14 protein-coding genes are annotated in these 20,374 nt (G+C 43.8%); 10 read left to right on the top strand and 4 right to left on the bottom strand.

Going from position 1 to position 20,374, the window contains the following annotated elements; translation table 11 throughout:
• Positions 1-70: 70 nt before the first annotated feature.
• Together SATMO3_RS28285 and SATMO3_RS28280 are read left to right on the top strand one after the other, a co-directional pair.
• Complete coding sequence (locus SATMO3_RS28285; protein WP_371374279.1) at positions 71-1,417, top strand: MmgE/PrpD family protein; 1,347 nt, start codon at positions 71-73, stop codon at positions 1,415-1,417.
• Between the two features lie 254 nt (positions 1,418-1,671).
• A complete protein-coding gene (locus SATMO3_RS28280) occupies positions 1,672-3,675 on the top strand; it encodes a methyl-accepting chemotaxis protein (RefSeq protein WP_371374276.1) in 2,004 nt (667 codons plus the stop codon).
• A 1,083-nt stretch (positions 3,676-4,758) separates the two neighbouring features.
• On the opposite strand, the gene SATMO3_RS28275 is transcribed toward SATMO3_RS28280, so the two are convergent.
• Positions 4,759-5,214, bottom strand: coding sequence for a DUF6173 family protein (locus SATMO3_RS28275; RefSeq protein WP_371374273.1), 456 nt, complete (start codon positions 5,212-5,214; stop codon positions 4,759-4,761).
• Positions 5,215-5,619: 405 nt separating this feature from the next.
• Between SATMO3_RS28275 and SATMO3_RS28270 the strand changes: the two genes are divergently transcribed.
• Positions 5,620-6,024, top strand: coding sequence for a hypothetical protein (locus SATMO3_RS28270; RefSeq protein ID WP_371374270.1), 405 nt, complete (start codon positions 5,620-5,622; stop codon positions 6,022-6,024).
• Between the two features lie 368 nt (positions 6,025-6,392).
• Here SATMO3_RS28270 and SATMO3_RS28265 read toward each other — a convergent pair whose 3' ends face one another.
• The gene (locus tag SATMO3_RS28265; RefSeq protein ID WP_371374267.1) at positions 6,393-7,679 is read right to left on the bottom strand and encodes an MFS transporter; all 1,287 of its coding nucleotides are present in this window, start codon (positions 7,677-7,679) and stop codon (positions 6,393-6,395) included.
• Between the two features lie 884 nt (positions 7,680-8,563).
• On the opposite strand from SATMO3_RS28265, the gene SATMO3_RS28260 reads away from it, so the two are divergent.
• The 5 genes from SATMO3_RS28260 to SATMO3_RS28240 all read left to right on the top strand — a co-directional run bounded on the left by SATMO3_RS28260 (position 8,564) and on the right by SATMO3_RS28240 (position 12,153).
• A complete protein-coding gene (locus SATMO3_RS28260) occupies positions 8,564-8,731 on the top strand; it encodes a CoA transferase (protein ID WP_371374264.1) in 168 nt (55 codons plus the stop codon).
• Between the two features lie 120 nt (positions 8,732-8,851).
• Positions 8,852-9,622, top strand: a complete 771-nt coding sequence (locus tag SATMO3_RS28255) for an electron transfer flavoprotein (protein WP_371374261.1) — start codon at positions 8,852-8,854, stop codon at positions 9,620-9,622.
• A gap of 14 nt (positions 9,623-9,636) precedes the next feature.
• A complete protein-coding gene (locus SATMO3_RS28250) occupies positions 9,637-10,530 on the top strand; it encodes an FAD-binding protein (RefSeq protein WP_371374258.1) in 894 nt (297 codons plus the stop codon).
• A gap of 49 nt (positions 10,531-10,579) precedes the next feature.
• A complete protein-coding gene (locus tag SATMO3_RS28245; RefSeq protein ID WP_371374254.1) occupies positions 10,580-11,872 on the top strand; it encodes an FAD-dependent oxidoreductase in 1,293 nt (430 codons plus the stop codon).
• The gene (locus SATMO3_RS28240; protein WP_371374251.1) at positions 11,869-12,153 is read left to right on the top strand and encodes a ferredoxin family protein; all 285 of its coding nucleotides are present in this window, start codon (positions 11,869-11,871) and stop codon (positions 12,151-12,153) included. Before SATMO3_RS28245 ends, SATMO3_RS28240 begins: the two co-directional genes overlap by 4 nt.
• Positions 12,154-12,318: 165 nt before the next feature.
• Here SATMO3_RS28240 and SATMO3_RS28235 read toward each other — a convergent pair whose 3' ends face one another.
• Both SATMO3_RS28235 and SATMO3_RS28230 read right to left on the bottom strand, forming a co-directional pair.
• Positions 12,319-13,782, bottom strand: coding sequence for a sigma-54-dependent transcriptional regulator (locus tag SATMO3_RS28235; protein WP_371374248.1), 1,464 nt, complete (start codon positions 13,780-13,782; stop codon positions 12,319-12,321).
• Between the two features lie 302 nt (positions 13,783-14,084).
• Positions 14,085-17,099 (bottom strand): PAS domain S-box protein, encoded by a 3,015-nt coding sequence (locus SATMO3_RS28230; protein WP_371374245.1) that lies wholly within the window; start codon positions 17,097-17,099, stop codon positions 14,085-14,087.
• A gap of 471 nt (positions 17,100-17,570) precedes the next feature.
• Here SATMO3_RS28230 and SATMO3_RS28225 point away from each other — a divergent pair, with 471 nt between their 5' ends.
• Together SATMO3_RS28225 and SATMO3_RS28220 are read left to right on the top strand one after the other, a co-directional pair.
• Complete coding sequence (locus SATMO3_RS28225; protein ID WP_371374242.1) at positions 17,571-18,788, top strand: CaiB/BaiF CoA transferase family protein; 1,218 nt, start codon at positions 17,571-17,573, stop codon at positions 18,786-18,788.
• Between the two features lie 44 nt (positions 18,789-18,832).
• Complete coding sequence (locus tag SATMO3_RS28220; protein WP_371374240.1) at positions 18,833-19,993, top strand: acetyl-CoA C-acyltransferase; 1,161 nt, start codon at positions 18,833-18,835, stop codon at positions 19,991-19,993.
• Positions 19,994-20,374: the final 381 nt, after the last annotated feature.

The raw sequence follows: 20,374 nt of genomic DNA, 5'->3' as shown, positions 1-20,374 counted from the left end.
AGTGAACTAAAGTTGGTAAAACAATAGTTCGCTTCCTATACTTAGACTGTACAGTAGGAGATGAATCAGAATGAACGTGACAGCCCAACTAGTGGATAATATTTTCGAGTATTCGAATAAGGTCCCGGATGAGGTCCTCGCTAAAACTCAAGAGCTTGTGCTTGATGCTCTTGGAGTAGCAATAGCAGGATCAAAGACTGCAGAAGGCGAAATTATAGCAAAATTTGTGCAGGATATGAGGGGGACCGGACAAGCTACCGTTATTGGTATGGAAAATCCTATGGATCCTGTGAGAGCGGCGCTGGCCAACGGGACAATGGGTTACAGCATTGGTCTGACTGATACTCATGCTCTGTCAATTACACATCCCGGTTCTGCAATTATACCAGCTGCCCTTGCTGTGGCGGAGCAAGAAGGTCGATCAGGAGAAGAGCTATTAAAAGCAATTACTTTGGGATATGAGGTCGTTACCAGGTTAGGAAGAGCTATTAATCCATCCCACAGAGCCAGAGGTTTTCATACATCTGCTACCTGTAATCCATTCGGCGCAGCCACGGCTGCCGCATTGCTTTTGGGCTGCACCAAAGAACAATTGACCTGGGCATTAGGCATTGCCGGGAGTACATCCAGTGGACTTTTTGAATTCCGGCAAAATGGAGATATGACTATGGCTTTTCATGGCGGATGGCCGGCTCAAAGCGGGGTAACAGCCGCCTATATGGCAAAGAAAGGTTTTACCGGACCAAAAACGATACTGGAAGGACAGGATGGATTCTTCAAAGCAATGTCAGATAAACATGATGCGGTCATTATTAACCAGGACTTTGGTAAGCGTTTTAGTGTAGAAGCTATGTCACTTCGCGCATACTGCGCGTGCCGCTATGCACATACTGCTATCGAAGCCATCGGAAAAATGAAAAAGCGCAGAAATGGCATAGCTGCAGCGGATTTGCAAGAGATTACCGTTTATACTCACAAAACCGCTATAGATCAAGAAACTGAACCAAATACATTGGTAGGAGCACGGCTGTGCACGGTATTTAATTTAGCTTTGGCAATTTTGTATGGTCCTAAGTTAACTGAGATTCAGCAGTCTGATTTACATGATGAAAAAGTTCTGGAAGTATATAAAAAGATAAAAGTTATCGAAGATCCAAACATGACCGCTCAATTCCCGCAGCTTTGGACATCAAGAGTGGCAGTTAAATTCACAGACGGAACTATGGATGAAGAAACCATGGATTATGCTAAGGGAGATCCTGCAAATCCAATGAGTAGTGAAGAAATTACAAATAAATTTCAATTTATTACAAGTTCGGTAATGACCCCGGCCAAAGCAGAAGGATTCTTAAACAAGATAAACCGGCTAAGATCCATATCTGTAAGGGAGTTAATGCAGACTTTGGCAAAAATCTAAATTAGAGAAACTAAAACAGTCCAATCCTTAGTGGGCTCACTATGCTTGGCTTTGGTTATAGTTATTTCATGTGGTATTTGATGTTAAGTACGTTGGTTAAAAATTTTTTTTAAGGGCGTTCATTGCCTCTGTAAATCTTCTATGATTTCTATTGACATTGCAAGCATCTACTCGCCGAGGATATTGATGAAATGTATTTGTTATGAAAATATATACGTATTTTGCTAGCTCTCAGGGAGGAATAGTGAATCAGTATGAAAAATCCGATGTTAACGGGGCTTACGCTGAAAAATATTCAGACAAAACTCACTGTTTGGATTCTCCTTATCTTCTTAATCTCTCTAAGTGCTTTGGGTGAATTGAACTACCTAAAAGCCAGAAATCTGCTGATGGATAGTGTAAAAGACAACATCTCAATGCAAGCAATGGATTCAGGCAGAGAGATAAGTGACTGGCTTGACGCCCGCAAATCAGAAATGGTTATGATATCCCATGCGCCGGTTTTTCTTACTGGCGATGAAAAAGCGATAGAGTCTTACTTGGCTGCCTTCGCTAAGGTAAACAAGGCATATTTCAGTGTTACATATGTTAATCTTTCAAAAGAGTATATCACCTCTAATGGAGAGAGGGGTAATCTCGGCAATCGTGCTTATCTGCCACGAGTCTTTAGCGGGGAAACAGTAATTACTGATCCGTTAATAGCGAAGAGGGCCGGACGCTTATCTTCCGTAGTCTCTGTTCCTATTAAGGCTGACGGAAAGGTTGTCGGAGCCATCAACGGAACGGTCGATATGGATGCCATTATAAATCAGGTGCTAGAGGTAAAAGTTGGTCAGACAGGGTATGCCTTTGTCAACCAGCAAGATGGTTTAACGATTATTCACCCCAACAAAGATGTTGTAATGAAGAGTAATCTTCTCAAGGACCAGGATGCTCCGACAGAAGTCCGGGATTTGTATCAAAGTATGGCAAACGGTGAAACCGGGTTTGTCCATTACCGGCAAGACGGGGTGGATAAGATCGCAGCATTTGCCCCAATAGGCGGTGTTAACTGGTCATTAGCGGTGACCGTACCGACAGCCGAGGTGACCGGCGCTGTTTCAGAGTTGACAACCGTCACCGTCGAAATTATTGTCGTTGTATTGATTATAGCTACAATCATTATCGCCTGGCTATCACGGCGAATTGCTAAGCCTATTCATGACTTGGAGACGGTGGCTAACCGGATTGCCTCTGGCGATATTGCCAGCACGAAACTGGGTATTACTTCAAATGACGAACTTGAACGTTTAGGACAAAGTTTTGAAAAAATGGGTGATAATTTGCGACAATTAATTCAACGAATTCTTAATACTACAGATCAGGTTGCCGCTTCATCGGAAGAGTTAACGGCAACTGCAGAGCAGTCGGCACAAGCTGCTAATCAAGTAGCAACTGTTATTACCCAGACAGCTCAGGGAGCCGAACGGCAGTCTCAGACTGTAGATAAAGCAGTGAATCTAGTTGAGCAAATTGCTAATGGGGCGGCCGAAGAAGCAAAAAATACCAATAATGCTGCTGATATGACGCAGCGGGCAGTCAATATAGCAACGGATGGCAATCAGGCAGTAGCCACAGCCATTGAGCAGATGAATCGGATTCAAACTACAGTGGGTGATTCGGCCAAAGTCGTTTCAGAATTGGGAGAATGGTCTAAGGAAATCGGGAAAATCGTTGGGACAATTTCCAATATTGCCGGTCAAACCAACCTGTTGGCGCTTAATGCAGCCATTGAGGCAGCCAGGGCAGGCGAACATGGCCGGGGATTTGCTGTTGTTGCTGAAGAGGTGCGAAAACTGGCAGAAGACTCTCAGGTTGCAGCGAAACAAATTGCTTCGCTGATCAAAAGAATTCAGGAAAAAACCGATACTGCTGTAATGGCAATGACAAATGGAACAACGGAAGTACAAAAAGGGACCGAAGTAATCGATAAGGCAGGCGACGCTTTCCAAAATATAATGGAGCAGGTACAAACAGTTGCTATAATTACCCAAGGAGCATCCGAGGGATTGATACAGTTCGCGGCAAATAGCAGGCAAGTACTGGTAGCTATAAAAGAGGTCGATGCTGTTAGTCGCGAGATTTCCAGCCAGGCGCAGAACGTCTCTGCCGCGAGTGAAGAACAGTCAGCATCCGTGGAAGAGATTGCTGCTTCCAGCAGGGGACTGGCAGCCTTGGCGGAAGAACTGCAGGCGGCGGTACGCCAGTTTAAAATGTAGGATCTGTTTTTTTGGAGCAAGTGCCATAATAGGAGATTATCTCGCTAAGTATGCTGGTGTGCATATGATGCTGATGGGAGCAAGCCCTCAAAAAGATCTTGCTAAACTGATTTTGCAGTGTGTTCGAGCAAGACAGTGGAGATTCTTTTCCAAGCACGAACTACTTTTAGCCATTTGAAGTCGGGTAAGGAGCGCACAAGAATCAGATGAACCCTTGAGAACTCTTGTAGAGCGTGGTTTTATCCGAAGTGTGGCAGAAACAAAATACAAAGATTTATTGTTAGATAGAAAATACATTAAAATAGGCTGGTCAACTATGAAGTTTAAATTAAATGATTATCATAGATTTACATCAGATGAAGATTTCCAGACAATAGAATTTAACGATAAGTCTGATAGTAAAGCACATAAGCCATGTAATAAAGGGTAGCGATTTTATATTTGCTCCTACTAAGCTAGTATTGAGACGATCTCATCATTTTTTGAAAAAATGCGGAACGATTCCAGAGTATTACTGTCAAAAAACCAAAAGACTGAGTAGACTAAAACTACCTGAGATCTTAATAAATTATGGATCTTTTAGATCCAATTGACTGATAAAACTGTGAAAAACAGCCGTTTGCCAACTTCAAAACCGTTCGTTCGGCACTAATCTGTCGTTGGTGGGTTCGATTCCTACACACTCCCGCCATAAAGTAATCAAGGCTTCTGAGGTTTTTGCCCCGGGAGCTTTTTGTTTTTATGAACGTATTGATAAAGCTCAAAAGAAAGAGCCGCGTTAGCGGCGATATCTTACTGGTATACTTGAGTTGCGTACCGCAAGCAAAGCATAAGATACAACCTGGTCAGCTTTGGGCTTGCTAAGTCCGAAAGGGTAGAGCAAATTGAGTATTTCTCTTTGAAACTTTTTTTCGTCAAAGTCAATAACCATACTATCACCTCAATATAGTATACGAATTATGTGATAAGGAGGTGAGAGCATGACTTGGGAAGATCTTTGTCAGTTTGAGCAATGAATAAATTCCATGAAAAAAAGAATAGCCGTCTTCAAGCGGAAAGCTGGGGAGCGGCCAGAGAAATTTCTTATTCTTGTTCGGGTATTTCGGATGGATCAAATTCTTGAAATCCGCGTGCGTTTTGCGGCGACGGACGACAAAATCCAATCGGTGCTTTTGGCCGTTCCGGATCTGGGCGTTTTACAGCAATCAACAGAAAGCTAACCTGATTTAAGTGTTGTACTAACTGCACATTCGACTTATCTGGTAAAACTCCGTCAAACCAAATAATACTGGGATTCATATACCCCATACGGGCAACGCTAAATTGAATAGATTGACCAAAGCATACAAGTTGCATACCAACTTCGTGATCTTTGTCTAGAGTTTGTTCAAACCTTCTTATTTGCTGAACCAGTTGGTAAAAAACATATTCAGATGTGTACGGTTTATTAATTTCATTCATTTGATCCTTAAAGCTTGGAGTTTGGGGGATACGTAAATCAGAAAATAATATTCCTCGCGGAAGATCATTGTTATCCAATATATTACCTCCTTTTGAAACCGGCTTATTAAAATCCATATGTTGAAAGGATGCTAAACATGCCCGTTCAAAAGAAATCGACGCTAGTGTACCTTTTGGTGATAGCGGTTATTGATAAGCTTTTGCAAGTTGTAAGCGTGATAAGGCCTGAAACAAAAAAATCCGCTATGTGAACGAGCTTCGATGTTTGAAGCAAGAGCCGCATCCTTGATAATCGGCATTTTTGTGGCGAAAATCAATCCTATTTTGCGTCTGAATTTAATAGTTTGCTTTAATAAGGCCAGGCTTACTTTTCTCTATATATAGCTTAGAAAATGAAACTTCTCCTGCCATAAACAAAGTGGTATATTTTACACTAGGATATATAGAAACACTGCTTGTGGTGCGCAGGGAAGAGGGAAATAAATGAATAGGGGAATGATCACACTCATGTGCCTAGGATTGTCGATTGGCCGAGTTTCAGATAGCTTGACTGAACGGCTGCTGGGTGAGTATATACAAGAAGGGCGCGTAGTCCTGCGAAATACGTCAAAGAAAGTGGCTGCGGCATTTAGCGACCGAAAATGTTACCAGTGCGGTTGCTGCTGCAAGGAAATGCCTTGCCTATACGGAAACTGGGATGAAGCCACTCAGCAATGTTTATATTTGGAGGTAGCAGAGGAGTTTTCCCAATATAGTACATATCGCTGCTCGCAATACGACACAATTGTTCGCCAAGAATCTACTAAGAAATATCCGATGTTCGGAGGCGGCTGCGGCCGGCCTTTGCTAAATCCAGATCGGGATAAAATTAAACAGTATAAGCTTTAATGTAGTAACGTCCTGGGTAGGCTCGATTCCTACACGCTCCCGCCAATAGTAAAAACAAAAGCTTCTGGGGATTTTTCCTCAGAAGCTTTTGTTTTTGATGACATATTATGGAGCAATTGATTTAAAAAAACACCTTACAATTAGATATATTACATCATGTTTGAATGCTGAAAAAATTAGGTTTTCTGCAACCGGATCAAAGGGTTGAAATTTCACATTAGGGAAATAGCGTAAGTATATTTCTGTAATTATACTGTAAATTAAGTTTTGGCCTATCTACTTTAATAATATCGATCTTCGAGACTTGATGCACCAAGAGAATGTATGTAGTTGATTTTTTTATGCCATAGAGTATATTTCTAACCTACTTAATGTTTTCTCAAGAGAAGAAGGAATGCCGTAGCAGCACCCAGCGCAGCTACAGCGCTTAGAAAGGCAATCCCGCTTTCGGTGTGACCTGTTGCACCAATTACAAGGCCAACCGCTAACGGTGCAAAGCCTGAAAGTGCGTTTGAAAGCCCTACCAGTATTCCGGAAGCGGTACTTATAATCTTGCCTGGAACAAGGTCTTGGAGCAGTGTATATGCAGCTGGGGTCCCGAAGGACATAAATCCCATCCCTAGGGCAATAAATACCGCTGACATTACATTGCTAGTTGCTGCAACAGAAGAATATATGCCGGTACCTAGACCAATCATCGCAATCAGAAGAATTGGCGCTCTCCGACCGAAAGAATCCAGGACAAACCCGGAGATCAGCTTGGTGAAAAACCCCATTACTCCTGGCAAAGAAGCTAATGCACCCATTGCCGCCCAGGAAAATCCGCGCGCATTCTTAAGATAGGCCGGTAACCAAGTCATAACGCCAAAATATACAAAGGATTGGCAGCACATGAACAGAACCAGCAGCCAAAAAGAAGTGTTTTTGGTTAAGGATTTTATATTTTGTTTAAAGGTGCCTTGTTCCAACTCCCCATGGGTATTTTTTTCCGTGACCAACCCGGATTCGATAAGCTCAAGTTCTGCACTATTAACCCTGCTATTTTGACGGGGTGTGTCAGCTGTAAAAAACCATAGCAATGCCAGTGGAATCAGACCGATTAATGCCAACCCAAAGAAGCTAAAGCGCCAGCCGGCGAAATAAATCAGTGCTGAAACTAAAGGCATACTAACAACAGGTGCTAAGGTTATTCCCATTGACCAAACCATATTTGCTCTGCCGCGTTCTTTTACCGGAAACCAGTTTTTCACAAAAGTATTTTGCATCGGATAATGCAGGCCTTCTCCAATTCCCAAAAGAATTCTGGAAACAATCAGAAGCGCAAATAGGGATGTCAGACCACCTATTACGAGCGATAGGATCCATATAACCACAGCAATGAGCATTGCCTTGCGGGGGCCTAAGTAGTCACCCAAGGGGGCAAGCAAAAAACTGCATGTCCCATAAGCAAACAGGAAGGCCGTCATGAGCATCCCCATTTTCATTGGCTGACCTGCTAATTGCATATCATTTAAAAAATGTGGGTCAGCTATCAACACCGAGATATTAACTCGGTCAATAAAAGCAATCAGCAGTGTGATCAGCAAAATAAATGATAACAAGTGTCTCTGACTTGTCGGCTTTTGATTCGTAGTTCTTTCTGGTATTTGTTCCACTTAGCATCCTCCCTATTAGCTGCTGCACCTGTATCACGAAGCGTCCTTTGGTCGGATTTTGCTCGCTGCCTATTACGTGGTTATGCTCGAGTTGTACCGATTGAATGAACACAAAACAGACCGATAATACAAGTGTGCATACACCTCTTCCACAAAGTTGCTCCCGAAGTTACTGGTTATGTTCATTCATCACCCTGGGTATGTTGACCGATTTCCCTGGATAGTTACCTCGTGGCTACGGTGTGCACAGACCGTACCACTCTTAGTGACACAAATTAACCAGTTTCCTGTTGCCTCCGGCAACGCATGTTTATCTAAAACTGCAAAATGCATGCCAAAAATAGTATTCTTGGTGCGGAGGATTTGGTTGAGCTTATCAAAAGGGAGGTATTTATTTGATCTTTTACCGTAAACTTTTTTAAAATTTTTTTAAAAAACTGATTTATTATAAAACAAGAAAAAAGAGATTTATCCCAAAGTGTAGATTGCTTCTATTTTTGTATTACAAAATTAGAAGTAATCCATGATAATATGTATCGTAAATGAAGACAAATCAATTCTTGTTCAATTGCGGGTAGTGTATAGCAAAGTCTCCTATCGTAGATGGTTTTGATACTACATGGGGGACTCTTTAATTTTTGCTTTGATGGATATTAACTCTGTTGGCAGCTTTCCTGGCGTCTTTCTTACGCAAAACTAGCACCATAGCGCCGTTACACTTTACGCAAAAGCGGGTTGTTTCTTTTGAAAGTTATAGAGGTAAATTAGGTTCTTGTTTATAGTATTTTCCTGTTTATATCCATAGGATTAGATACTTGGCATAATATTTGCTTATAAATATAGTTGTATTGGTTTAGTACAATTTTCATAAAAGGAGGGATACAATGCATGCAAACATTTTTGCAGGGCTAAAAGCCGTCGACTTTACAATGAACACTGTGGGGCCATATTTATGCGTTCCTCTGTCCGCTTATGGTGCAGATGTTGTTAAAATCGAAAACCAAAACGGAGATAGTCAAAAAAACTTCTCCCCTCTACTGGCTGGTATTTAAGTCGGATTTATTGGGATAACAGAGGGTAAAGGTCAGCCGACTTGCTGAAAATGAGCCGGAAGGGATAGCAATAGCGAAGAATAAATTGATGAATATTAATTAATTTTTTGAGGTGTAAGTATGCAGATTATAACATGTTTTAAAGTAGTGCCGGAAGAGCAAGACATTACCATAAACTCTAACGGCGATCTCTCGTTTGACAGGGCAAAACTAGCGATCAGCAATTATGATATCAATGCGATTGAGGCTGGAACCCAATTGGTTGAGGCGCATGGCGGAACACTGGTGGGTATTAGCGCCGGCGCAGCCAGTATTGACGAATCCAAATTAAAGAAAAGCGTTTTGTCCCGGGGACCGGAAAGTTTGTATTTAGTGGCTGATAACAGCTTGGCCGATATGGACACGCACCAGACCGCAACTGTTTTAAAAACGGCTATTGACAAAGTAGGCCAGTTTGACCTCATTCTTTGCGGCGAAGGCTCGGCCGATCTGTATGCCCAGCAGGTCGGAGTTCAGCTTGGCCAGTTACTTAACCTTCCCACGATCAACAGTGTCAGCAGAATTACTATTGATGGTAAGAATGTTATTGTAGAACGCACACTGGAAAATGAGGTGGAGATTCTGGAAAGCTCATTACCAGCGGTACTTTCCGTCACATCTGATATTAATGTGCCGCGTATCCCGAGCATGAAGCAAATTTTAGCAGCCGGGAAGAAAGCGGCCATTACTTGGAATACTGCTGACCTTGGCCTGCATCAAGCGATAAAATCCGTTGAGAATCTGGAAACGAAGGCCCCTCAGCAAGCCGAACGCAAGCAGGACATCTTGGAAGGCGATTCAGATGAGGCTGTTAAAAAGTTCCTGGAAAAAATTATTAAAGAATTGAAGTAAAGGTGGTCACAACTATGAAAATACTGGTTTTTGCTGAACGGAATACGGCGCTGGCCGAGCTGTGCAGCGGTGCACGCAGTCTGGGAGATCAGATCGAGGCTATCGTTATTGGCGCGCCGGGAACCCTTGCAGCAGATAAAATCTGGTCTATCCCGGTCCAGGACAATGTGATGCTGGAGGATTATACCGAGTCCATTGCCGCTGTCATGGATGTAGCGGCAGCCGATATACTGCTGATCGAGTCTTCGAAACGCTGCAAGTTGATCGCAGGCCGTCTTGCCGCCATGAAAGGCTCCAGTGCTATAACCGATGTCATGGAAATTGCTGACAATCTGTCAACCAAGCGCATGGTTTATGGCGGAGTGGCAGTCCGCAAGGAAAAAGCGGTGGCAGGTACGGCAATTGTCATCACGGGCCCGGGTGTATTAACCGGCGCAGCCGCAGCGACAGGTCAGGGTATCGTGGAGACTGTCGCCTATATTGATCCTGTTTCCAAGGTTAAAGTAGTCAGCAGAGAACAAAAACCCAAAGTTTCCGTAAACTTGTCTGCTGCCAAAAAGATTATCGGTGTGGGGCGGGGAGTTGCCAAGCAAGAAGACTTAACCATGATTCGCGAATTGGCTGACGCCATCGGCGCCGAACTGGGCTGCACCAGACCTATCGCAGAGGCCGAAAAATGGCTGCCCAAAGAAACTTATATCGGTGTATCGGGTCTGATGCTGGCTCCGGAGCTTTATATTGCGGTCGGTATTTCCGGACAAATCCAGCACACGGTTGGCGTCAACCGATCGAAGGTGATTGTTGCCATTAACAAAGACAAAAATGCGCCGATTCTTAAGCAAGCCGATTACGGTATTGTCGGTGATCTGTATAAAGTGGTGCCGGCATTGATAAGTCAATTAAAATAGTCAATATTAGTTTTAGTTTGAATATGGTGAGATTGGAAAGGGTGTTACAATGGCTGATGAAAAATTTGACGCCATAGTTGTAGGCGGCGGTATAGCCGGCACAGTCGCAAGCTATCTGCTCGCCAAGGAGGGCCTGGAAGTACTGCTGGTAGAACGGGGCAATTTTGCCGGCAGCAAAAATGTGAGCGGTGGCAGAATCTATAGTCACAGTCTTGAAAAAATCTTTCCGGACTTTGGCCGGGAAGCACCGGTGGAACGCAAGATTACCCGGGAAAAAATCAGCCTTATGACAAAAGACAGTAGTGTAACCTTGGATTTCTATTCAGGTTCCTTGGGAAAACAGGGTAGTGATTCCTATTCCGTATTGCGGAGTGTATTTGACCAGTGGCTGGCGGAGAAAGCGGAAGAAGCAGGTGTCCAGATTATCACCGGTATCCGGGTTGATGATTTAATTGTCCGCGAGGGTAAGGTTTGCGGAGTTGTCGCCGGTGAGGATGAATTGGAGGCTGACGTTACTATTCTGGCTGATGGAGTAAACTCGCTCTTGGCGCAAAAAATCGGTTTTTGCCGTGAATTGCTGCCAAACCAGGTTTCCGTGAGCGCTAAGGAAGTTATTGAGTTGCCCCGGGAAGTGATCAACGACCGCTTCAACTGTCAGGACGAAGAAGGAACCGCCTGGCTGTTTGCCGGAGCTCCTTCCGGCGGCCGGAGCGGCGGCGCTTTTTTATATACCAATAAAACCAGCCTTTCTCTCGGTATTGTCTGTACACTAAGTGATTTAATCAAGGGTGATAAATCAGTGCCGCAGCTGCTGGAGGAGTTTAAACAGCATCCGGCTATTGAGCAGCTGGTAAGAGGCGGAAAGCTTGTTGAATATTCGGGCCACCTCATTCCGGAAGGGGGGCTGGCAATGGTTCCCAAGCTGGTTGGCAACGGTGTGCTGGTGATTGGGGATGCAGCCGGATTTTGTATAAATGTCGGTTATGCAGTGCGCGGGATGGACCTGGCGGTCACCTCAGCCGAGTGCGCCGCCCAAGCCGTCTTGGCGGCAAAAGATAAACAAGACTATAGTGAAGCAACGCTCAAACTGTATCAAACAAACCTGGATAAGAGTTACCTTATGCAGGATTTAAACTTGTATAAGAATTTACCGCACTTCATGGAAGCAACACCGCGCATCTTCGACGGCTATCCCCAGATGGCGGCGGATATATTGACTGATTTGTTTGTGGTTAACGGGCAGCCGGCTAAATCGATGCCAAAGCATATATTTAAACATGTTCGGAAAATTGGTATTGCCAACCTCATGCGGGATGGCTGGAAGGGAGTAAGGGCGCTATGAGTGCGGTCAATGTAGATCAAAAACTTGGCTTAAACAAATTTTACGTGGATGAAGACAATGCTCATATCGTTCTAAAAGCCGATCCTGACAGGCAAGAGTTGCAAAAGCTGGTGCTGGCCTGTCCGGCTGGCTTATATAAGGTAAATGAGAACGGGACCATTCAGTTCGACTATGCCGGTTGTATAGAGTGCGGTACATGTCGGGTGCTTTGCGGCAGTACTATCCTGGAGAAATGGGAGTTTCCTGTGGGAACTTTGGGCGTTGAATTCCGGTGGGGATAGCCATACGAACACAAATTAACTGAATGACAATGTCAAAATGGATTATCAATATTGTCTGGAAAAATACCGAGGAAAAACCCGCTTTCAGGCCGCAGGGCAAGGAAGCGGGTTTTTCCATGTTTCAAATAGTTAAGTTGTATACTCGTGCCAGGTGGAAATAAAGGATCAGGAGTCTTTGATATCTTGCTCCAGCTTGTAGCAGAGCGCGCGCCTTGACATATTCAGATAATTCGCGGCGTCTGTCTTATTGCCATTTTTGATTTCCAGGGCTTTATAAATCACTTTATCCGTAAACTCTTTCAAATCAAATTTTTCAGCCGGAAGAATAAAGTTGTCGGGATTAATGACAAGTGGGGAAACTTTCGGGGAAACTTCTGCGGTTTGCTCATTTTTGTTGATCGCACCTAAGTGTTCAGGGCGTACTTCAACGTCATCGTACATAAAGGTTATCCATTCTACAACATTTCGCAGTTCACGGATATTCCCGGGCCATGGATAAGAGCGGAGGATATCGGCTGCTGCAGCACTAATGGCAGTAAACCGCTTTCTTCTAAGTTGTGTGAATTCCTTCAGGAATATCGTGGCTAATGGCAGAATTTCATCAGACCGTTCCCGTAAAGGCGGCAGTACAATATGGCCTACCTTAAGGCGGTAATACAAATCTTTGCGAAAACTGCCATTTGAAACCATGTCGGATAAATCTTCGTTCGTAGCGCAAACAATGCGAACATCAGTGGTAAGTTTTTTAACACCCCCTACCCGATAATAGGTTTTTTCCTGGAGAACACGCAGTAATTTACTCTGGAGTTCCAGCGGCATCTCACCTATTTCGTCTAAAAACAGAGTCCCGCCGGCAGCCATATCCAGCTTGCCCTTTTGCCCTTTTGTCAAACCGCCGGTGAACGCTCCCGCTTCATAGCCGAATAGCTCGCTTTCAAACAAGCTGGACGTGAAGGCCGCGCAGTTTATATCAACGTAAGGGGCAGGATGTGTATCTTTGCCGTAATGGATCATTTTGGCGATAATTTCCTTGCCTGTTCCTGTCTCGCCTTGAATCAAGACAGGTATAGAACGCTCAGTATGATACTTGTACGCCTGGTCAACAATTTGACGCATGGATTCGGAAAAAACGCCAATATTCCCTATGCCAAATTGTTTGGCCATAATTGTTTTTAGTTGGGATAACTCACGTTGCGTTTCTTCCGTGGCAGCCTTTACTTCGCTGTCAAAGTGGTTGCTGAGTCGCCGATTTTCCCGTAAAAGGTTCTGATGTTCTGCAATCCTTTCTGTCAGTACCGCCAGCTCATCCATATTAATGGGCTTTAGGAGATAGTCGTATGCACCGGCCCGCAAAGCGTGAATCGCTGATTCCATGTCGCCGTGTCCAGTGAAAAGTACAATGTCAGCATTTGGCCTGGAAGGCATGGCGGAAATGGTTTTTAGCAATTCGAGGCCCGACATTTTTGGCATTTTGATGTCAGAAAGTATCATGCCAAAATCCATTGTTTTGAATGCTGTCAAAGCTTCTTCGCCATTGGCGCATTCCAGAACATGGTGGCCAAGCTGGCGCAAAAACATGGCAATCCATTCACGCCCGGTTTTATCATCATCCACAAGCAAAATATTCACCTTATATAGCCTCCTGTGTTTACTTCAACCAAGTAGGAATTCTATTCGAAAGGCAGCGCCGGCCGGTAAATGCTCCCTAATGCGTGTTTCCCAATATGCCTGGATTATAGCTTCAGATGGGGCTTTAACCCCACCTGAAGTTTAGCCGCCCTTATCCAGGAGCTTAGCCCCACTTATCTCACGCTTATAGAAGCAGGAGTCTTAATGCGGGTTAGTTACAGGATAAATTCAGTTGGGACCTTCCTCGTATTCATACCATTATTATAACTTAGTTTTTTCTTTTGTGTATGCCGGTGGTTTTATTATACTTTCAGGGATACTTTCCGTGAATTTTCTGCTATGTTTTGTTGATAGATAGGCAAATCCACCCGGAAAGTGGCTCCTCCCCAGCCATTGTTTGCTGCGTAAATGGTCCCGTCGTAGGAAAGAATAATCGACTTAATGATTGCTAGACCCAGCCCCATTCCATCACCGGAAGCGTTGGTGCTAAAGAAAGGTTCAAACAGTTGATCTTTAATATCGTCAGCTATTCCGGGACCGTTATCCGACACCTCAATTGTAACATAGTCATTAATTGAAGTAGAAATAATAATTTTTTTATCTTTTTGCTCAACTGATTGCAATGCATGAAAAGCATTTATCACTAAATTGATTACTATTTCCTCAAGTCCGGTAGGAGTTGTGAAAACAGGCGGCAGATTATCCGCTAGTTTCTTTTCTAATTGAATATTATGGGAGGATAGCTGGGTTTCCAACAAACTTAAGGTGTCTTCGATAATGTTGTTTAAGTCGCATGGCGCCCGCAGCGATGAATTTTTGCTATGCAGAAAGCCGCGGACGTGTTTGACGATTTTGTCGATTTTATCGGCCTGCATGGAAATATCGCTAATTGCATGGAGAAGAGCCGGTGTTTCGTATTCAATTCCTTTTCGTTGCCAAAATTGAATGCCATCTGTAATTACTTTTATCGTGTTTAACGGCTGGTTAATTTCATGAGAAATGCTGGCAGCCATTCTGCCCAATGAAGTTAACTTTTCGGCTTGTGCGAGTGTTTCTTTTGCTTGCAGCTTATGCAATTCTGCTTGTTTACGATCAGTTATGTCGCGGATGGTGCTGAAGATAACGATTTTCTCCTCAATCGGTACACATACGGAACTGACTTCTACCGGGAAGGTTAAGCCATCCCGCCGGTGGTGTTCTGTTTCTAACAAATAGCCATCCTGCGAAGCCATTATCGGAGTGAGTGTATGCGCAGGGTTGGCGGCGGCAGCCGGCTGCGGCTCAAAAGAAGGACTGATTCGCATTGTAAGAAGTTGCTCGCGGGTATAGCCATACGCGTTTTCCGCTGCTGGATTTGCCTCGATAATTTGCCCGTCAGGACGGGAAATAAGAATGATGTCATTTGTACGCTGATAAAGAAACTGGTAACGTTGCAGTACGGATTCCGCCTTTTTCCGTTGTGTAAGGTCGTGAAATCCGATAATAAAATGTGTAGTTTCATCCGTATCGTTTTTTACCGGAGTGACTGCAATTTCAAATGGAGCTAATGAACCATCCCGTTTATATAAGGTAAATTCATTTATCCAGGCTGATCCGGTTAAGGCGACAGATTGAATTTCGGCAAATATTGCAGCATCTTGATTAAAAGGTTTAATTGTTGCGGGAAAATGCAATTTTAAAACAGATTGATAATCTGGTCGAATCAAATCGACGAAAGCCGGGTTATTCCATTCAATGATAAAATTCCGGTCGGTAATAAGAGTCGCATTGGTTGTTGAATGTAGTCCGGTGGTAATAAGCTGCAGTTGCTGCTTTTTAATGGCATCATTAATAGCGAGCGCAATTTGTTCGGCAAACAATTCAATTTCACAGACTACCCTGCTGCTAAAGAAGTACTGGTAGTTTGAATAGATTACCAGTGTACCCAGCGTATTTCCCTTCGTTTTAAGGGGAAATGCTGCCACGGAACGTATTTTGCGTGCAATTAATCTGTCTAACCAAGGTTGAATCTGAAAGTTGGCTTTCTCCACATCGACAATTAAGGTTTTTCCGCTGCGAATAACCTTACCGGTGGGCCCTTGCCCTTCCGGGGTGTCGTCCCACCGGACGCCGTGTAACTGAATAAGCTGGTTTTGAACTCCCTCCACTGCGCTGATGCTGACGGTGCCGTCATGCTCCTTTAATCCGATCCAGGCAAAATTAAAACCATAGATATCAACGAGCTTGTTGCAGGCATGAGAAAGAATGGATGTGAGCGGTTTATCTTCCATTACCATTAGTGCTACTTCTTTTAAAAGATCATTACGTGCTTCTAATTGTTGTTCATAAGTTATATTGCGCGCAATTCCGTTTATTTTGATTAAGTCGCCATGTTCGTTGAATGTGGGGAGATTAATATGTTCGATCCAAATCATTGCTGAGTTTTTAGGCCAAATTCGTGTAATCATCGGTTTTCCCGGAGATTCGGCAATTGTCCGGAGAAAAGATGAAACAGATTGCCTGTCGTCCTGATGAATAATGCGAAGCCCTAACTTGTGGTTTTCGTAAAAGTCATTTGGTGAATAACCGGTTAAAGTTTCGATTTCCGGACTGACATAGTCTAATTTTACTGTTGGCAATTGATGAAATGAATACACGATGCAGTCCGTTTTTTCAACAAGGGTGCGCAGCAACACCTCGGCTTCAGAAGCTATTGTGATTTCCTGCAGGTAGTAGCTTCGAAAAATTGCAACAGCGCATACTAGCTGAGCAAGACTAGCCATACGGTATATCCATATCCATGCCCAATACCAATCCCCCTGGTTGCTTAGTAAATTAGTCAGATTTAGAAATCCCCAGATGGTCGCAGCAGCTGCGGTTATCAGTATTGAAAAGAGGTTTTTTGTCTGTATTACTATGTTACTATAGGCAATGGCGCCATATACAGCCAATAAGAATGCCGATGGCAAGAGAATAGTGATATGGTTTGGAACAAGATAGAGGAAGCCTAGTGTAAACCCAATCAGACAAAGGATTGGGACGATTTTCCATGCCTTATGGTACTTCCTGTTAATAAAAAAACCCGACAAAATAAGATAGCAACTGAGCAGTTTGGTTGATAAACAAGTGAAGGTAATGGTAGTTTGGTCTGCTTGGATAAAACCCAGTTCGAAGATATCTGCAAGCAGATTAAATAACCAGCCTAACAGCCAGAGTGTGTTAGGGGCATTACGTCTCATCATAAATAATAAAAATAATAGTACGACCGAAATCGTTGAGAATAGAAGCTGCATTATCGAAAAAAATGCAGGCGGAATAGACAGGTCACTCAAGTACATAGCTTGCCTCCCTGGTAAAAAAAAATTCTACATACAAGTACTTAAAAAAAGCACATTCGACATTATTCGTGTAAATGTTTTGAATTTCCTTTATAGGTATAATAGTATAAATTGTTGAATAGATGACTTTTTTAGTACGAAGCTTAAATAAGGAGCTTGCCTATAAGAATGAAAAAACAATGGATAATTGTTTTTTTTGCTTTTGGACACCCTGCCAATTTTAAAATACTGTATATTTTTGTATTACACTTTTGAAAGTATCTACACTTTTTGAATATCAAAAGCAGCTTTGAAATTATGAAAAGAGATTTATTGATAATTTAAGATGAAAAATAACCCTAGATAAAACTACTTTGTGCATAGGCTGGTGTTCTCGGGTAGCCGAATTTAGTCTTGGTTGGCATGGTTCTTGCGATTGATATATTATGGCTGTGTCAACAATTATTCATAAGGCAGGAGGAGATGAGGCAAGTGGATAACCAGAAACCTTTAAGTGGGTACCGCATTATTGAATTGGCGACTTTTGTTGCAGCGCCTGCATGTGCCCGGATTTTAGGAGATTGGGGTGCCGATGTTATTAAGGTGGAAAGTCCGGACGGTGATGCATGGCGGACTTACGGCCAGACGATGTTAATGCCTGCGAATGAAGATGAGAATCCGGCTTGGGAAATTGCCAATGCCAATAAGCGGGCAATCGCCTTAGATTTAAAAAAAACGGAAGGGCAAAAGGTGCTTCACGATTTATTGCAGACAGCCGATGTATTTATTACCAATAACCGGATAGAAGCTTTGAAAAAATTGAATTTGGATTACGAAAGCCTTAAAGCAAGGTATCCCCGGTTAGTTTACGGCATTGTAACCGGGTTTGGCGAAACAGGGCCGGACGTTAACCAACCTGGATTTGATACTGTTGCCTTCTGGGGCCGTAGTGGATTTTTAGCTGATTTGGTTCCCGACGGGGCGTACCCGGTTTATAGTCCGGCTGCCTTTGGCGATTTAGCAGTAGGAACCATATTGTGCGGCGGAATAAGTGCGGCTCTTTTGAAACGAGAGAAAACCGGCAAAGGTGATAAAGTCAGTATTTCTTTGTTCGGTACGTCGGTATGGCTTGCAGGTTTAATGATTACTTCGACTCAATCCCGCTATCAGAACAAGTATCCCAAAGATCGGCTGGAAGGCAATCCGATGGTAATTCCCTATCGGACTAAAGACAAAGAATGGATATTCTTGTCTGTTCTCGACTTTGACCGCTATTGGCCGGCGCTTTGCAAAATAATTGAGCGGGAGGATCTCCTTGCTGATGACAGGTTTAAAACCAGACTCGATATGTTAGCCAACCGGGCTGCCCTCATTCCTGTTCTGGAGGAAGCATTTGCGACTAAGGACATTGCTGAATGGGTTACTCGCTTGCGGGCAGCAGACATTGTTCATGTACGGCTGCAGCATTTTAAAGACATTGAAAATGATCAGCAAGCATGGGCTAATGATTATATATATGAAAATACTTATGCCAACGGGGCCAAGGCGGTACTTCCCGGCTCGCCGATTCGGTGGGCTGAGGGCGGTTCGCTTCCTGAACAGAGTAGTCCGCTGTTAGGCGAACATACGCAAGAGCTTCTTAAGGAATTAGGCTATACACAAGCGCAGATTGCAGAGTTGAAAAGCCAGCAAGTCGCAAAAATGCGTTGAGAATAATAGTTGCTTAATTCATTCATTATTAGGAGGAGATCTGTTTGAAAAATGTAGTGATTGTTTCAGCAGTTCGTACTGCGATTGGGAATTTCGGCGGGCAATGGTCAGCCGTATCGCCGGAAAAACTAGCTTCGGCGGCGATTAAAGAAGCCGTCGCGAGAGCGAAAATTGACCCGGCGGAAGTCGAAGATGTTATTATGGGGAATATTCATGCTGAGCATGGCAATATTGCCAGAAGATCTTCTCTGACAGCTGGGTTGCCGCTGGAATGCGGCGCGATGACGATCGACAGACAGTGCGGGTCGGGATCCCAGGCGGTGGCCAGTGCGGCGCTGACGATCATGGCGGGTTTCGGCGATATAGTTGTCGCTTGCGGTCTTGAGCATATGACGCAGTCGCCTTATCAGATGGAGAAACCGGCGAAAGCTTTTACGGCGAAACTGCCGGCCTTTTTGCCCAACCGCGTGTCAATTGACGAACTTGGCAATCCCACAATGCCCCAAACGGCGGACACACTAGGCGCACGGCATAACATCAGCAGGCAGGAATGCGACGAGTTTGCGTTGTTGTCGCACCAAAGAGCGGCTAAAGCGATTAAAGAAAATGTGTTCAAAGACCAAATTGTCCCGATAGAAGTAAAAACAAAAAAAGGGGTAAAAGTAATAGACACTGATGAATGCGTGCGCTATGATGCTTCTTTGGAAAGCATGAGTAAACTGCCGCCGCTTTTTAAAGGCGGCTTAACAACAGCGGGAAATTCTTGCCCCAGGTCGGACGGCGCGGGAGCATTGGTCATGATGTCGGAAGAAAAGGCCAAAGCATTGGGCCTGACACCGCTGGTTAGTTTAAAAACGTATGCCGTAGCCGGCTTGGATCCCAATATCATGGGTTACGGCCCGGTGCCGGCGACCCACAAAGCCTTGAAGAAGGCAGGGCTTACAATAAAAGATATCGACCTTATTGAACTCAATGAAGCGTTTGCCGCGCAGTCGCTGCCCTGCGTTAAAGATCTGGGCCTTGACATCGAGAAAACCAATCCCAATGGCGGCGCCATTGCTTTGGGACATCCAATCGGTGGCACGGGACCAATTTTGACAACTAAGCTTATCTACGAAATGATAAGAAAGGATTATACGCTGGGGCTGGTAACCATGTGCATTGGCGGCGGCCAGGGGATGGCGACAATCTTTGAACGCTGCTAAAATACCGATATTTCTTTAAAAAAAATATTTATAGGGTGTTTCTTGAAAATTGGTGCATAGGTGTGTGTCCAGGATTCATTTATGAGAAAAGGAATAGAGGTATTCTTCGGCTTATCCTTGATAAGCTGAGATTTGTTTGCGTTAACACATACAAGGCTCTGGCTCATAGAGATTGCTCACGGTTTCATGGTCTTGAAGTACGCGTTCTAAATCATGCTGAACGCCACTATGCGAACATTATTCGAGAATAATAAAAGCGGCAGAAAGACAACATTTTTCTCCCCTTAGAACAGTTTTGCTGATGAGAGGGTTAAAATTTGTATATTCTCAGCAAATCTTGATGACAAGACAGAAAGAGCGAGGAGCAAAAATATGATGCTG

This window comes from Sporomusa aerivorans (genome assembly GCF_041428895.1).
Classification (GTDB): Bacteria; Bacillota; Negativicutes; order Sporomusales; family Sporomusaceae; genus Sporomusa; species Sporomusa aerivorans.
The sequence above is the reverse complement of the archived record's forward strand: the minus strand, read 5'-3'. Positions and strand labels throughout refer to the sequence as shown.